Annotated in this window: 18 protein-coding genes; 3 read left to right on the top strand and 15 right to left on the bottom strand. The window is 39.6% G+C overall.

Annotated features, from left to right (window positions below; genetic code table 11):
- Nucleotides 1-74: 74 nt before the first annotated feature.
- From F3J02_RS01130 to F3J02_RS01080, 11 genes are all read right to left on the bottom strand, one after another.
- Nucleotides 75-950 (bottom strand): MBL fold metallo-hydrolase, encoded by an 876-nt coding sequence (locus tag F3J02_RS01130; protein ID WP_167246898.1) that lies wholly within the window; start codon nt 948-950, stop codon nt 75-77.
- Between the two features lie 10 nt (nt 951-960).
- Nucleotides 961-1,371, bottom strand: coding sequence for a DUF6691 family protein (locus tag F3J02_RS01125; RefSeq protein WP_167246896.1), 411 nt, complete (start codon nt 1,369-1,371; stop codon nt 961-963).
- Nucleotides 1,368-1,787, bottom strand: coding sequence for a YeeE/YedE family protein (locus F3J02_RS01120; protein ID WP_167246894.1), 420 nt, complete (start codon nt 1,785-1,787; stop codon nt 1,368-1,370). Before F3J02_RS01120 ends, F3J02_RS01125 begins: the two co-directional genes overlap by 4 nt.
- Nucleotides 1,788-1,985: 198 nt before the next feature.
- Nucleotides 1,986-2,738 (bottom strand): zeta toxin, encoded by a 753-nt coding sequence (locus F3J02_RS01115; RefSeq protein ID WP_167246892.1) that lies wholly within the window; start codon nt 2,736-2,738, stop codon nt 1,986-1,988.
- 4 nt (nt 2,739-2,742) lie between these two features.
- Nucleotides 2,743-2,997 carry a hypothetical protein gene (locus tag F3J02_RS01110; RefSeq protein WP_167246890.1) on the bottom strand — a complete coding sequence of 85 codons (255 nt, stop codon included), beginning with the start codon at nt 2,995-2,997 and terminating at the stop codon, nt 2,743-2,745.
- Nucleotides 2,998-3,075: 78 nt separating this feature from the next.
- Nucleotides 3,076-3,552: a DUF6438 domain-containing protein gene (locus F3J02_RS01105; RefSeq protein WP_167246888.1), complete on the bottom strand. Its 477-nt coding sequence runs from the start codon at nt 3,550-3,552 to the stop codon at nt 3,076-3,078.
- A gap of 147 nt (nt 3,553-3,699) precedes the next feature.
- On the bottom strand, nt 3,700-4,404 hold the full coding sequence (ispD, locus tag F3J02_RS01100) for a 2-C-methyl-D-erythritol 4-phosphate cytidylyltransferase (RefSeq protein WP_167246886.1): 705 nt from the start codon (nt 4,402-4,404) through the stop codon (nt 3,700-3,702).
- On the bottom strand, nt 4,388-4,759 hold the full coding sequence (ftsB, locus tag F3J02_RS01095) for a cell division protein FtsB (protein ID WP_167246884.1): 372 nt from the start codon (nt 4,757-4,759) through the stop codon (nt 4,388-4,390). The genes ispD and ftsB overlap by 17 nt, the downstream gene beginning before the upstream one ends.
- A gap of 126 nt (nt 4,760-4,885) precedes the next feature.
- Nucleotides 4,886-6,175, bottom strand: a complete 1,290-nt coding sequence (eno, locus tag F3J02_RS01090; RefSeq protein ID WP_167246882.1) for a phosphopyruvate hydratase — start codon at nt 6,173-6,175, stop codon at nt 4,886-4,888.
- A 45-nt stretch (nt 6,176-6,220) separates the two neighbouring features.
- Nucleotides 6,221-7,078: a 3-deoxy-8-phosphooctulonate synthase gene (kdsA, locus tag F3J02_RS01085; RefSeq protein WP_005153309.1), complete on the bottom strand. Its 858-nt coding sequence runs from the start codon at nt 7,076-7,078 to the stop codon at nt 6,221-6,223.
- A gap of 33 nt (nt 7,079-7,111) precedes the next feature.
- Nucleotides 7,112-8,743, bottom strand: a complete 1,632-nt coding sequence (locus tag F3J02_RS01080; RefSeq protein ID WP_005212573.1) for a CTP synthase — start codon at nt 8,741-8,743, stop codon at nt 7,112-7,114.
- 370 nt (nt 8,744-9,113) lie between these two features.
- Here F3J02_RS01080 and F3J02_RS01075 point away from each other — a divergent pair, with 370 nt between their 5' ends.
- Complete coding sequence (locus tag F3J02_RS01075; RefSeq protein ID WP_167246880.1) at nt 9,114-9,581, top strand: internalin; 468 nt, start codon at nt 9,114-9,116, stop codon at nt 9,579-9,581.
- Between the two features lie 58 nt (nt 9,582-9,639).
- Here the strand turns inward: F3J02_RS01075 and F3J02_RS01070 are convergent, their stop codons facing one another.
- From F3J02_RS01070 to F3J02_RS01055, 4 genes are all read right to left on the bottom strand, one after another.
- Complete coding sequence (locus tag F3J02_RS01070; RefSeq protein WP_167246878.1) at nt 9,640-10,725, bottom strand: YheT family hydrolase; 1,086 nt, start codon at nt 10,723-10,725, stop codon at nt 9,640-9,642.
- A 19-nt stretch (nt 10,726-10,744) separates the two neighbouring features.
- Nucleotides 10,745-11,464: an SGNH/GDSL hydrolase family protein gene (locus F3J02_RS01065; protein WP_167246876.1), complete on the bottom strand. Its 720-nt coding sequence runs from the start codon at nt 11,462-11,464 to the stop codon at nt 10,745-10,747.
- 39 nt (nt 11,465-11,503) lie between these two features.
- Entirely contained in the window at nt 11,504-11,911 is a 408-nt protein-coding gene (locus F3J02_RS01060) for a nuclear transport factor 2 family protein (RefSeq protein WP_004806805.1), read from the bottom strand.
- Between the two features lie 71 nt (nt 11,912-11,982).
- Nucleotides 11,983-14,007 (bottom strand): NADPH-dependent 2,4-dienoyl-CoA reductase, encoded by a 2,025-nt coding sequence (locus tag F3J02_RS01055; protein WP_216076254.1) that lies wholly within the window; start codon nt 14,005-14,007, stop codon nt 11,983-11,985.
- Between the two features lie 124 nt (nt 14,008-14,131).
- Between F3J02_RS01055 and F3J02_RS01050 the strand changes: the two genes are divergently transcribed.
- Both F3J02_RS01050 and F3J02_RS01045 read left to right on the top strand, forming a co-directional pair.
- Complete coding sequence (locus F3J02_RS01050; RefSeq protein ID WP_167246872.1) at nt 14,132-14,692, top strand: PadR family transcriptional regulator; 561 nt, start codon at nt 14,132-14,134, stop codon at nt 14,690-14,692.
- Nucleotides 14,692-15,612 (top strand): alpha/beta fold hydrolase, encoded by a 921-nt coding sequence (locus F3J02_RS01045; RefSeq protein ID WP_167246871.1) that lies wholly within the window; start codon nt 14,692-14,694, stop codon nt 15,610-15,612. The genes F3J02_RS01050 and F3J02_RS01045 overlap by 1 nt, the downstream gene beginning before the upstream one ends.

The raw sequence follows: 15,612 nt of genomic DNA, 5'->3' as shown, positions 1-15,612 counted from the left end.
AAACCTAAGCTTCATTTTTCATTCTTAATGTGCATGAAAAGCATCGCTCAAATCCGTTTGAGCAATTAGGTATTTTATGGTTGATTAAAGTAATTCAGAGGTAACTTTAAGTAGCGGATTCCATTAGACTCAGGTTCTGGCAATCGACCTGCATCCATATTGATTTGAATGGCAGGTAGAATAAGCTGAGGCATCGATAAAGTCACATCACGTGCTTCGCGCATTTGTACAAAAACATGCTTGAGCGTTTTTGCATTTAAGTGAATATTGCTTTGTTTCTGTGCTCGAATATCTGTTTCATAAATATATGTATCACGACCTTCTGGTTTATAGTCGTGACATAAAAATACGCGTGTATGTTCTGGCAGCTGATACAGCTTTTGCACGGAGTCAAATAAGATATTCGCACTGCCTTTGGGGAAATCACAACGCGCCGTTCCATAATCTGGCATAAATAAGGTATCACCAATAAAAACAACATCACCAATCACATAACTTAAGCACGCTGGCGTATGTCCTGGTGTTGGTATGTTATATGCCTTTAGGTTGCCGATACGAAAATTTTCATTGTCCTTAAATAGATAATCAAACACCTGATGTGTATTAAAATACTTCATATCCAGATGATAGATTGCACTAAAGGTTTCCTGAACAATCGAAATTTTCTCGCTGATGGCAATTTTGCCACCAAGCTTGGATTTCAAATATTGTGATGCCGTTAAATGATCTGCATGAACATGGGTTTCAAGTATCCATTCAACCATGAATGCTTGAGATTCAATGTAGGCAATGATCTCATCTGCATGCTGTGTGGATGTTGAAGCCGAAGCAGCATCATAATCCAACACACTGTCGATAACGGCACAATGCTTTGTTTCAGGATCATGCACGACATAGCTAAAGGTATTGCTGTTTTCGTCGAAGAAAGCTTTGATGATTGGCTGTTGCACTGCACTTCTCCTACTGTTTGGCCCAAACACGATGAATCAACATGCCGAGCAGCATTGCTGCTATAAAATACCAAACATCAAAATAGCCTAGTCCGATCAAAGTCAATGCGGGTGCTGGGCAAATGCCTGCAATTCCCCAACCAACACCAAATAATATCGCACCTGTAATCAACTTCTTATCAATTTGATTATTGTTTGGTAAAGCAATCGGCTCTCCTGATAATGTTTTCGGATTGCGTAAGGCTTTCTGAAATGGAATAAATGCAATCGCGATTGCACCAACCATTACAAACATCAAACTAATGTCCCATGCGCCAAAAACATCTAGAAAGCTTAATACTTTTTCTGGATTTGACATTCCTGAAACCAATAAACCCAATGCAAATATACTGCCAAAGATAAATGCAAATAAATTTTTCATGATGCCGCCCCTAGAAGATGACGTATTACATATACTGTCACAAAGCCAGCGAACATAAATGTGATTGTGGCAACCATAGAACGTAGCGATAAACGGCTGATTCCGCAGATCCCATGTCCACTGGTACAACCAGAACCTAAACGTGTCCCAAATCCTACTAATAGCCCAGCAATGATCAAAGTCAATGGTGATGACTGCATTATAATTTCAGGCTGTACAAAAATTTGATAAACGAAAGGCGTAATGATTAGACCTAAAAGAAACCAAAAAGCTGAACTTTTGAAAAAAGTTTCGGGCTGTAATACTTGGGCAATCAATCCACTCACACCAGCAATACGTCCATTAACATACAGATAGCCAGCTGCAGCAAATCCAATCAGTGCACCACCAATCAAAGCTAGAATAATGCTAGTCATATTTCTCTCACAAACAATATATATTTTTATAATATATTATTTTAAATAATAATCGACTCTAATCTTAGCGCTTAATCGCTTCTTTTTACGAAAAAATGGCATAAATTAGTAAATACTTTCTAAAATTAAGTCACTTAATTTTAAGCTGGAGCATAAAAACAAGCTATGAATAAGCATCGTATTTCTTAAATAGACCAACTATTCGAACTCAGAAAGTACTCTTTCTGCAAACCAAACAGGAAATACGGTCACGATCGGATTGATTCTTAGTCGATTTGCCTGTTCAACTTCCGCTAAAAAAGCTGCTTTTTCACCATTCGAAGAATTATCAAATATAAAAGCTCGATCGCTCATCTCAATGGCTTGCATCAGTAAGTTCATGCTGCGGTAATAACGATCACGAATTTTGGGTTCTGGTACAGCATGTCCACCTGTACTTACCCGATACCGTACTCGCGCAATATTGATTTCAGGGTCAATCGTTGAAACATAATACAGATAAGTTTTAAACCCTTGCTCCTGAGCCATTCTCAGGAACTCAACTTTGCTGATATGTGACATGACAGTTTCAAAGGTGAAACTAATTTTTAAGCTTAGAAACTCTAAACGGATAAAATCTATGATTCTGGCAGCAAGATATGAATCAATATCGTGAATAGCAAAAAGAATATGATGCTCACCGAGCAATTTAGGTTCTTGACTTAATAAATTACAGATTTTTTGATTACGTTTTTTCTTTTTGGTTTTTAAAAAAGTAATCAACTTTAGGGCATCTAAAGACTCATGATAAATCTTTAAGTCTAAAGTATGAGTTTGATTTAAGGTTTTTTCGAGTTCATCTGCATTTAAATATGCCCCAATATGTCGGGGCAATAAATATTCTTTAATCGTACTTTTACCAGAACCGTTTGGACCTGCAAACATGCGTACTCTGGGCGTAGACTGTCGCATTAACTTATACAACAGCCTGCTTTTTCTTACGTTTCAATAGAACACGCGATGCTTCAATAGCGGTATAAGCACCTGATATATCCTTGATCACTTCGGTTTCACCAGTTGGATGCTGCTTTAACAGTTGATGACCTTTGGCATATACCACCGTAGAGGATTCACTTGCCTCTTTAAACGCATTACGGAATGCTTCTACAGCAAGCTTAGGAAGAAGACTTTCCTCTTGCGTACTCATTTTCATGATTGTAAAAGCTGTCATAACAGACTTCTCCACCAGATTGCGCTTATACCTATACTAGCATAAATGCTAATTTTGTCTATTTTTGCAGCAATGCATTTAACGAACGAGATCTTCAATACCAATCAATTTTGGTAGTTTATCAATTACTTTATTCAACTCCGTATTTGCTGGTGAAATACAACCTGTGTAATGGCTGAGTTTTGTTACAGTACCATCTGGTTTTTTCCAAGAGAAATAAGCACTTGGTTGGTCTGTTGCTGTTTCTTGACAACCCGTTGTTTTTACATTTGCACCCGTTGCAGGACGATAGGTCTTCAACTCTTGTTGCAATTTCTTATAAACAGAAGGATCAACTGTTAAATCTTGAGTACCTGTCACCTTGGTGTACTGTTTGCCATCAAAATGGACAGCACCTTCAGGTGTAATCTCAACAGAATAGATCGGGCATGCACCAAAACATGGACTAGATGAATAGCGAATTGTTTCTTGAGCAGTATCCTGAGGTTGTTGAGGTGTTGTTGCGCAGCCAACTAAAGAAAAAGTAAAAAGGCCCGCTATTAATAATTTTTTCATTTATTGATCCGTTATAAAGTATGTTATTCAAATTTAACAAATAGTAGAAATTTTGTCATTTAGAATGGTGTAAAAATAAGAAATTTCATCTAAATTTACTTAGGCTATTTTGCAATAACCGAAAAAAAAGACATGAATTGAAGAAAATTAAGAATGGCTTTGGGATTGCAGAATTAATCTAGCAAGCTCTAAATCATCTGCATAGGTAATCTTGATATTGTCTGAACGCCCTTGCACCACTTGCACAGGTTCATTTATATGTTCTAAAGCACTTGCTTCATCTGTAATTGTAACTTGCTCTGCCAGTGCTGTTTTAATCGCATTCTTAAGAATGCCCAATTTGGCCATTTGTGGTGTCTGTGCCTGCCACAAAAATTCACGGCTTACAGTTTTCTCAATCTGGTTTTGGCTTACGACATGTTTAAGCGTATCACGCACAGGGATCGCTAAAATTGCACTTTGATTTGAATGCTGGGCAGACTCAACCAAGCTTGTTAGACAATCTACTGTGACACATGGCCGTGCAGCGTCATGGACTAATACCCAATCATCTTCATGTGCAATATCAGATAAATAGATCAAGGCGTTTAAAACAGAATGTACTCGCTCTGCGCCACCCAAACAAAAATGGAGCTTATTTTTTTGCTGAAAAGGAAGTGTTTTAGCAAAATTATCTTGTGCACCAATGGCAAGTACACAGCCGGCCAAATCCAAGGTATTCAGTCGATTAACCGTGTGTTCAAGTACAGTACGATCTTGAATATATTGGTATTGTTTTAATTCAGTTTTTGAAAAACGACTGCCCGAACCTGCTGCTGGTACAACCGCCCACAGCTTAGTCTGGGTTTTCATTGGTTGCAGTGTCTTCTTTTGCGTTTGGATCGATATAAATTGGTTTGTAATGGGTACTAATAGTACTCATTTGCACAAAGGTTTCATTCGGTTTAATCAAACCTAAATCTAAACGTGCATGTTCTTCAATGGCTTCGCTGCCATTTTTTAAGTCAAAAACTTCAGCTGCTAAAATACGATTTCGCTCTTTGAGCTCAGTATTAATTTCTGCCTGCTGCTTAATTTGCTGAGTTAAAGCTTGGTGAGGAAAATAACCACCCTCACCTAGCCAAAATTGATACTGTAAGCTTGCCACCAAAGCGATGACAAGCGCTAGAATCAATTTACTCGAGGTCGATCGAAACATCTCTATCATGAAAAATTCCCTACATCCTTCTTACAAGGAAGATCATCTGCAAATTCTATATGATTATGAATTTTCAGAGTTTCTCTCTTTTGTAAAGAATGATGATCAGAAGTATTCAACATAGATAAATTGACCTTATTTTAGACCTTTGAATTCAGCTTTACCGCGGTAAGCTGCATTCGTTAACTCTTCGATACGAAGTAATTGGTTATATTTCGCTACGCGGTCAGAACGGCAAAGTGAACCAGTCTTGATTTGACCCGCTGCGGTACCTACTGCCAAGTCAGCAATCGTTGAATCTTCAGTTTCACCTGAACGGTGTGAGATTACAGTGCTATAACCATTTGCTTTCGCAAGGTAGATTGCATCTAGAGTTTCAGTCAATGTACCAATCTGGTTATATTTAATCAGAATAGAGTTACCGACTTTCTCATTAATACCACGTTGTAAAATCTTAGGATTAGTTACGAATAAATCGTCGCCAACCAATTGGATTTTGTCACCAAGGATTGATGTCAAGTAGCTCCAACCTTCCCAGTCAGATTCATCTAGGCCATCTTCAATCGAAATGATTGGGTATTGGTTTACAAGACCTGCTAAATAGTCAGAGAACTGGTTGCTTGTGAATGCTTTATTGCCTTCACCAGCAAGGACATATTGACCATTTTTGTAGAATTCTGAAGATGCACAGTCAAGTGCCAGCATAATATCAGAACCAGCTTTGTAACCAGTTTGACCAATCGCTTCAAGAATAACAGTGATTGCTTCTTCGTTTGAACGCAAGTTTGGTGCAAAACCACCTTCATCACCCACAGCAGTATTTAAACCTTTTTTGTTTAAAACTGATTTTAGAGAATGGAAGATTTCAGCGCCTGCGCGTAATGCTTCAGCAAATGATGTGAAGCCTACAGGCTCAATCATGAACTCCTGAATATCAACATTGTTGTCTGCATGCGAACCACCATTGATGATGTTCATCATTGGTACAGGCATCGTCAAAGTCGTTTGACCACGAAGATCTGCGATATATTGGAAAAGAGGAATTTTCTTTTCATCTGCAGCAGCGCGAGCAGCAGCCAATGAAACAGCTAAAGTTGCGTTAGCACCTAATTTTTCTTTGTTTTCAGTACCATCAAGTTCGATCATCGTGTTATCGATGTCTTTTTGTTCAAATACTGATTTGCCCACTAAAGCGTCACGGATAATGGTATTTACGTTATTAACCGCAGTTTTAACGCCTTTACCCAAATAACGTGCTTTATCGCCATCACGAAGTTCTAAAGCTTCACGAGAACCAGTTGAAGCACCAGATGGTGCACATGCACGACCAACAACCCCAGATTCTAAAATAACGTCTGCTTCGATGGTTGGGTTACCACGAGAGTCCAAAATTTCACGTGCACGGATGTCAACGATTTGGCTCATGAACAATTCCTCTGTTGAATGAAAAACAAGATGCAAGTTATTGCATCAGTGGGTGTCTAACTTTTTGAATCCTTTAACTAAAGTATCCAATTCTTTTAATTGCGCCAAGAATGGCTCAAGCTGAGATAAACGCAATGCACATGGTCCATCACATTTTGCGATTTCTGGCTCAGGATGTGCTTCCAAGAATAAACCAGCCAATCCTGTTGCCATACCTGCACGCGCTAAAGTGGTGATTTGGGCACGACGACCGCCAGCAGAATCAGCACGTCCGCCTGGTGTTTGCAATGCATGGGTGACATCAAAGAATACAGGCACATTCATTTCTTTCATGGTATCGAAGCCAAGCATATCAACAACCAAGTTGTTATAACCAAATGCTGAACCACGTTCACAAAGAATGAGTTTGTCATTTCCAGCTTCCAAACACTTATGCAAGATATGACGCATTTCATGTGGTGCTAAGAATTGTGCTTTTTTGATATTGATAATGGCTTGAGTTTTGGCCATTGCTTCAACGAGATCAGTCTGACGACTTAAAAAGGCAGGAAGTTGAATAATATCGGCAACTTCAGCAACAGGCGCTGCTTGGTAAGGCTCATGAACGTCAGTGATAATGGGCACATTAAAATGTTTTTTAATGTCAGCAAGCCATTCAATCCCTTTTTCCAAACCTGGTCCACGGTAAGAGTTCAGACTTGAACGGTTTGCTTTATCAAAGCTCGCCTTAAATACATAAGGAATATCTAAGCGCTTGCAAATATCAACATAAGTTTCAGCGATTTCAAATGCTAAATCTTTTGACTCTAATACGTTCATTCCGCCAAATAATACAAATGGCAAATGATTTGCCATTTGTATATCGCCTAAACGTACAACTTCTTGTGGTTTTAATTGTGACATTTAAACTTTCCCAGTTTATTTAAAACTCAGTACTTACTTTTGGTGCTGATTTTTAGCAGCCCCGATAAAACTAGCAAATAATGGGTGTCCATCACGTGGTGAACTTGTAAATTCTGGGTGGAATTGTACAGCAATAAACCAAGGATGTTCAGGGATTTCTACAGTTTCAACTAAATGTTGTACTGATGAATAACCTGAAATCTTCATACCAGCTTCTTCAAGTGCTGGAATAAAACGATCGTTCATTTCGTAGCGATGGCGATGGCGTTCTGTAATTTCAGCTTTACCATAAACTTCACGCGTCTTTGTACCTTCAACGAGCTCAGATTTTTGCGCACCTAAACGCATTGTGCCACCCAAATCAGACTCTAAACTACGCTGTTGTAACTCACCACGCTCATCCAACCATTCAGTAATTAAACCAATCAATGGATATTTCGTTGAACGGTTAAACTCTGTTGAACTCGCTTCAGGCATTGCAGCAACGTTACGCGCATATTCAATTACCGCCAACTGCATGCCTAAACAAATACCAAGGAATGGAATCTTGTTTTCACGTGCATATTGAATGGCTTTCATTTTACCTTCAGTACCACGCTCACCAAAACCACCTGGAACTAAGATCGCATCAGCAGTACTTAAAACGCTAATATCTTGCTGTTCAAGCTCTTCAGCATTGACATAATCAATCTGAACTTTGACACGGTTCTGGATACCTGCATGTAAAAGTGCTTCATTCACAGATTTATAAGCATCTGGAAGTTCTACATATTTACCCACCATTGCAACACGAACTGTGTATTCAGGGTTTAGTAATGCTTCAACAACGTTGTCCCAATCTTCAAGATTTGCTTCTGGAAGATCATTAAAGCCAAAACGCTCACAGATCAAGTCATCAACGTTTTGCTCGTAGAACGTACGCGGAATTTGATAAATCGTCTTCGCATCTTTACATACCACAACGGCACGCGCTTCCACATTCGTGAACAATGCAATTTTACGTTTAGTATCAACATCAACATCATATTCAGTACGGCAGATCAAGATATCTGGCTGAATACCAATTGAAAGAAGTTCTTTCACTGAGTGTTGAGTTGGCTTGGTTTTTAACTCAGCCGCAGATTTGATATATGGCAACAAGGTTAAATGCATGAGCATGGTACGTTTATGACCTAGCTCTACCATCAACTGACGTACTGATTCCATGAATGGAAGTGATTCGATATCACCAACCGTACCGCCAATCTCAACGATTGCAACGTCATAACCTTCACCTGCGCGAAGTACACGTTCTTTAATGTTGTCTGTAATATGTGGAATAACTTGAACCGTACCACCTAAGTAGTCACCACGACGTTCTTTATTTAAAACGTCTTGATATACGCGACCACTGGTAAAGTTATTCAGTTTGGTCATTTTCGCACGACGTAAGAAACGTTCGTAATATCCCAAATCTAAGTCAGTTTCAGCACCATCCTCTGTGACGAAAACTTCACCGTGCTGAAATGGGCTCATGGTACCTGGATCGACATTAATGTATGGATCCATTTTTACCATAGTGACTTTTAAGCCACGAGCTTCCAAAAGTGCAGCAACAGAAGCAGCAGAAATACCTTTACCTAGTGATGAAACCACACCACCAGTGACAAAAATAAAATGGGTCATTGAGTTTCTCGTACAATCGAGCCGAAATCGGCCTACAATGTTGGGCAATTTTACTGTACTCTGCCCCTATAAAGCAAAGTCAAACCGCATCAATTCAAAGAACTATAAACAACTGGCTATTCTATCAGCATTTTCGATAAAAATTTAAGGGATTTGTGGACTTTTCATCCATAAATTACGTTTAAGAGGTAAAATTCACTTAAAGCGATATCTAAAATCTTGCATTCTTCACTTTTAAATTCTTTGCTATTCGTCTGTTTAATTGCAAGCATTTATAAAATATCAACAAACTCTACAAAGCGTAGTGATTTCTTCACATAGATTTACTGTTATAATTGCGACTGTCCTTTTTTAATATGTTGTTTTAGCAATGGCGAATAAAAAACTTTTAATTTGTGCAGCACTTGCGACTGGTCTTTTATTAACTGCTTGTGTGAAAAAAGAAGAACCAAAAAACGAAGAGCAGCAAGAGCAGACAGCAACTGAGACTCAAAGCCAGCCTGAGCCTGAAAAAATCCAAGAGTTCGAGTCTTTAGAAAGTGTTGATAAACATGAAGCTCCAGCGCCTGTTGTAGAAACAACGCGTGAAGAAACACCAAATACGACTACAGAGATTCGTCGTGAGACCCATCCAGCTCAAACAGAAACACCTGCGGCAACTGAAGCTCCACGCGCAGAAGAGCAAAAACCTGTAAAAGCTGAACAGAAACCAGCAAAGACTGAACAACCTAAAGCAGAACAACCTGTGAAAGCTGCAAAACCATCAGCACCTGCTCAAAGTGAAGATGATGCTGTCGCTGCTGCAATCGCTGCCGCAACACCAGCTTTAAATAACTAATTCATTTGTGAATAGTAAAAAGCCAGTTGCTTTCAACTGGCTTTTTTATGTCTATAGATTAGTAATTTTTAAAAAAGTCTGCCATCAAACGGGAGGCCCAAGACTTCACTGTTAAACTTTCATAAAAACCACAATGACTTCCCTTTTTAGTCGTCACAACTGCAATGTTGTCCATTTTCTGGATCTGATCTTTATAGGGTTCCAAGTTTTTAATTGAGCAAACAGGGTCATCTTCTGCATTGAGAATCATCAATGGAATTTTAACATTCTCAAATACGTAAATGGGATTAATGGCTTGGCAATAACTCTGATAATCCTGAAATCCTGCCATTTCAAAATATTCTTTTTCAAACTCTTCCAAGCTTGTGGTCGTCAGTACTTTTTCTACAGATGCAATTTGATCCCATGTATTCTGATAAGGATAAATGAAGTATTTAAATAACTTCTTGGTCATCATTTTGCTATAAAAAGGATGCACATTTTTAAAACCGATTTCAGTGTTATAACCTGGGCACATCGCAAAAGCAGCTTTGAATGGTGTATTTTCCCCCTCTTCACCCAAATATCGCACCAATAAACCAGTTCCTGCGGAAGAACCTACTGCATATAGATCGGATTTTGGAAACAGGTTTTGAATATGCGCAAGCTGTTCTTTCAGGTCACTGGTTGAACCAAAAAGTGAAATACGGGGCACTGGCATTGGCAATCCTGCATGACCACGACGCAGACACAGTGCAATTCGCCAACCGTTATAGTCATGCAAATCTTTGACCAGTTCACGCATACTTTCAGGTGTCCCTGTAATGGTATGCATAATCACAACGGTTGGTGTTTCTGCCGGTAGGTCATATCCATACCACGCAACGGCAGTAATCCCTCCATCCGACATGATCAAACGATCAACACGGTCATATTCAAGTTTAATGGTTTTCTTACGAATCACATCAAAATATAACAGATGGATATGCGTGTTACTCAGCCAAGGTGTAGGACGATATTTTTGCTTTAACTGTGGTAATTTTTCCAAAACATCTTTAATTTTCCCTTTCGGATCATAGTACATTTTGGGTTGCTCAGCACCGAGTACTGAATCAAGGAGCTCTGAGCCTAACACTTTGATTTTATCTAAAGCAGATATACCCATATTCAATAACCGCCTCTATCTAACCATGAGTAAATGTTTGTCGCACCAAAGCCGCGACCTGTTGTCCCCAGATGGCATAGATTTCTTTGCTTGGATGAAAACCATCGCTTGCCATCGGCAAATCCATTGCTTGAAAAGCTTCAATATCATATTGAATAAATCGAAATTGAGATTGTGGTGCCAACCATTGCTGTAATGCCTGATTCATTTGTTCTGCATATTTTCCAAACAGCCAAGCCAAAGGATTAGGTAAAGCCGGAAAATGCTGCATTGGTGGCACACCCGATACAATAATGAGTTTAGGTTGAAACTGATTCTGTATATAAGTGAATAGCTGTTTTTGTTGTTTAAGCCAAGATTTTGCAGAGGTCAATTTAGTCACATCATTGACACCAATTGAAGTGATAACAACATCATAGCATTGCGAATCTAATTGTTGTACTGCTTGAAAAACCTGTTGGGTAGTATCACCCGTTTTGGCATGCAACTTCCATTGCAACAGGTATTCATGTTGAAGCTCAGAGATAATCGCGCCCGATAAAGCCTGTTGCTGGGTTTCGACACCAACACCTGCCGCAGCCGAATCGCCAAGAATAAGTAAAGAAAGTGGCTGACCTTGACCTACGATGCCGTGGCGGTCGCCACTTGCTTCAGAAAGACGTGGTGTATTGTTACGAACTTTCATACCCTGTATGACTAATACAGGCAGCAATGCAAAAGTTGAAATTTTTAACCACATTTTAATTCTCTTAACATTACTTAGGCTATTTTAGAGACATTAATTCGGTTGATACTTGGCAAAGCGTGCACCCATTTTCTCTGCCAGTGCTGCCAAACCGCTCATCGGGCGAATCATCACTTCAAAATCAATGATTTTGCCTTGTTCATTAAAGCGAATCATATCGATGCCCTTCAACGATTTACCACTCACATTAGCACTGAATTCCAACACTACATTTTCACCATCTTCAGTGTAAAATTCACGGTGATAGGTAAAGTTTTCAAACACCTGAATCACATTGGTCAAAATAAAAAAAACCACATGCTTACCTTCATAAGGGTTATAGGCAACAGGCGAACGAAACACCACATCATCGGCCAGCAAATCATTTAAATTGGATAGGTCACCTGTTTTAATCATTTGATGCCAGTTTTCTAAAGCTTGTTTTGTCGTTTCCAGTGTCATTGTTATACTCCCTTGAGATTTAATAAATAAGGCGGGAGTATTTGCTCAGTAGAAAATACTCCCTATCATGTTTACAACGTTGCTGCTAACTCAGCACCTTGGCGGATTGCCCGTTTAGCATCCAACTCGCCCGCTTCTTTCGCTCCACCAATCAAGTGAACGTTTTTACCTTCCGCTTTAAGCTGATCAAACATTGCGGTATAAGACTCTTGACCTGCACAAATCACCACGTTATCGACCTCAAGTACGCGGCTTTGCCCATCTACAGTGATATGCAAACCTTGATCATCCACTTTGTCGTAGCTTGCCCCAGCAATCATTTTCACATCACGATGCTTTAAGCCTGTGCGATGAATCCAGCCTGTGGTTTTACCCAGACCAGCGCCAACAGAGGCACTCTTACGTTGCAATAAGTAAATTTCACGTTCTGACTTTTCTAACTCAGCTGGTTTTAAGCCGCCTACATGCGCATAAGAAGTATCAATACCCCATTCTGCATAGAATTTTTCAGGATTTAAGCTGCCACTATCACCTTCATGGGTTAAATATTCTGCTGTATCAAAGCCAATACCACCCGCACCTATAATGGCAACACGTTTGCCCACGGGTACGCGCTCTTTCAACACTTGGATGTAGCTCAATACTTTTGGATGATCAATGCCTTCAAATTGCAGTTGACGCGGTGTCACGCCTGTTGCAACTACAATATCATCGTAGTCTGCGTTGCTAAGTTCTTCATAAGTGGCTGTGTGGTTCAGTACCAACTCAATATTCGGCTGTAATTCAATTTGACGCTTGAAGTAACGTAAAGTCTCGTAGAATTCTTCTTTACCTGGAATGGTCTTGGCAATATTGAATTGACCACCAATCTGATTGCTTGCATCAAAAACTTTAACTTTATGCCCACGACTTGCTGCATATACTGCAAAGCTCAAACCTGCTGGACCAGCACCAATCACCGCAATATTTTTAACCGCATTCGCTTCTTTAAAGATCAGCTCAGTTTCGTAACAAGCGCGTGGATTGACTAAGCAGGTTGCAATTTTCATTGAGAAAATATGGTCTAAACAAGCTTGGTTACAACCAATACAGGTATTGATTTCATCACTACGACCTTCACTGGCTTTTAATACAAACTCAGGATCGGCCAGCATTGGGCGCGCCATAGACACCATATCTGCATGACCAGAAGCTAATACATGTTCTGCCATTTCAGGCGTATTAATACGGTTCGAGGTAATCAATGGAACTGAAACTTGACCTTTTAATTTTTCAGTCACCCATGTAAATGCTGCACGTGGTACTTTGGTTGCAATGGTTGGAATACGTGCTTCATGCCAGCCAATACCTGTATTGATAATGGTTGCGCCAGCTTTTTCAATTGCTTTCGCCAGTTGAATGACTTCTTCTAAGCTTGAACCACCTTCAACCAAATCCAGCATTGATAAACGATAAATAATAATAAAGTTTTCACCGACTAGATCACGGGTACGCTTTACGATTTCAATCGGGAAACGGATACGATTTTCATAGCTACCACCCCATTCATCATCACGATGGTTGGTACGTGCAGCAATAAATTCATTAATCAGATAACCTTCCGACCCCATGATCTCAACACCATCATAGCCCGCGTACTGTGCCAGCTTGGCACAGTTGGCAAAGTCATCAATGGTTTGCTGTACTTCGGCAGAGCTTAATGCTTTAGGTTTGATTGGGTTAATCGGTGCCTGAATCGCAGATGGTGCAACGATCTCAGGTTGATAAGAGTAGCGCCCTGTATGCAAAATCTGCATCGCAATTTTACCACCCGCGTCATGTACGGCTTGGGTGATTACTTTATGTTTTTCTGCTTCAGCAATGCTATCTAGTTTAGAAGCGTGTGCAAATGTAAGACCTGCATCGTTTGGAGAAATACCGCCTGTTACGATTAACCCAACATCACCTTTGGCACGTTCTGCATAGAATGCAGCCATACGCTCATAACCTTGTGGCGCTTCTTCTAAGCCAACATGCATAGACCCCATAAGGACACGATTTTTTAAGGTGGTAAAGCCTAAATCTAATGGCTTTAATAGATGTGGATAAGCTGACATGGTTTCTCCTTTGGCTCGCACTCTGCTAGCTAATGCAACTTGTTGCATAAAGTTATAAACAAGATTTGATTTTTATGCAACATATTGCATAATTCTGATGAGTCATTTTTTATTATGGAACATCATGTCACTCGCCCATGTTTTATTGACCAGCTTATTGGAAAAACCAAGCACAGGTTTTGACTTGGCTCGTCGCTTTGACCGTTCAATGGGCTTCTTTTGGAATGCGACTCATCAGCAGATTTATCGTGAACTCAACGGGATGCTGAAAAAAGGATGGATTTCGACATTAGAAGAACAAACTGCCAACAGCCGTAAAAAAACCTATCAAGTTGAACAACTTGGAAGAATACAACTGGCATCATGGATTGAACAACAAAGCGAACCCGCTCAACTCCGTGATGATCTCATGGTCAGGTTAAGAGCTGAAGCTCAACTCGGTGGCAATAATATTTTGCCCGAATTAGAGCGACATTTAGTCTTACATAAGGAAAAATTAAGGCTTTATCAAGCCATTCATGATAAAGATTTTAAAGATAACGAACCAACCAATCGTGTTTTGTTTATCCATAAGATGATTCTGGAACTTGGTATCATTAAAGAAAATGAATGGATAAAATGGTTGGAACAAATGATTCCTCAACTGAAAAAGTTTGAAGAAGCCAACGATAGTGGAGAAAAATAATGCCGTTTTATAGCATGCCCGATCAAGAAAAATTATTTGTACGACGTGTTGGTGAAGGCGAACCTGTGCTCGTCTTATCAGGACTGGGTATGCAAAGCTGGCAATGGCTACCTTTCTTATTTGCCAACCGTAAACAATATGAATTTATCATTCCCGACTGGCGTGGTTTTGGCGGTTCAAAAAATTGTGCCATTCCAGCGCTAGATGCGATCTCAAGCCATTGGAATGATGTAGATTCACTGATTAAACAATTAAAACTCGATCAATTCATCCTGATGGGTTATTCCATGGGTGCAACCACAGCCATGCATGGTATGAAGCATGGTGGCTTAGCTAAGAAACTTAAGGCCTATCTGCATATTGATCAAACGCCTAAAATTGCAGTTGATGATTCTTGGCAATACGGGTTGTTTGGTCCCAAACATCCTCAATTTAAAAATCTATTACTTGAGATCCAAACCCTTTTATTGGATTACAAACAAGCCAATAAACTTGAAGATTTACCTGATGATATCCGCTACAAGCTAGTCAGCTTATGGGGTGATTTTATTGAGCTGCAAGGTAGTAATAATTATAGCCCTAAAATCCTTAAACTCGCCCTGCATCGCCCCTTCTTACAAAAATATCTACTGCCAATTCAGCGTTTAGACTATTTACTGTGGTATGTCGAAAACTACCTAAACCATAATGAAGACTATCGTAAAGCCATCAGTCAACTCAGTTGTCCAACCACCTTCTTTATTGGTCGTGAATCCACACTCTATCCAGAAACGGGACAAACCCTCATTGCGAATAGTTTAAGTAATGCAAAAGCAGTGTATTTTGAACGTTCTGGACATACACCATTAATTACTGAACCGAGAAAATTCAGCCAAGAAATTGGTCACTTTCTTGCAACTCAGTCTATCCAAGCTGCTTAA

The organism is Acinetobacter sp. Tr-809, from assembly GCF_011753255.1.
Lineage (GTDB): Bacteria > Pseudomonadota > Gammaproteobacteria > Pseudomonadales > Moraxellaceae > Acinetobacter.
Note: the sequence above shows the minus strand (reverse complement) of the source record. Positions and strands in the feature narration are given on the sequence as shown.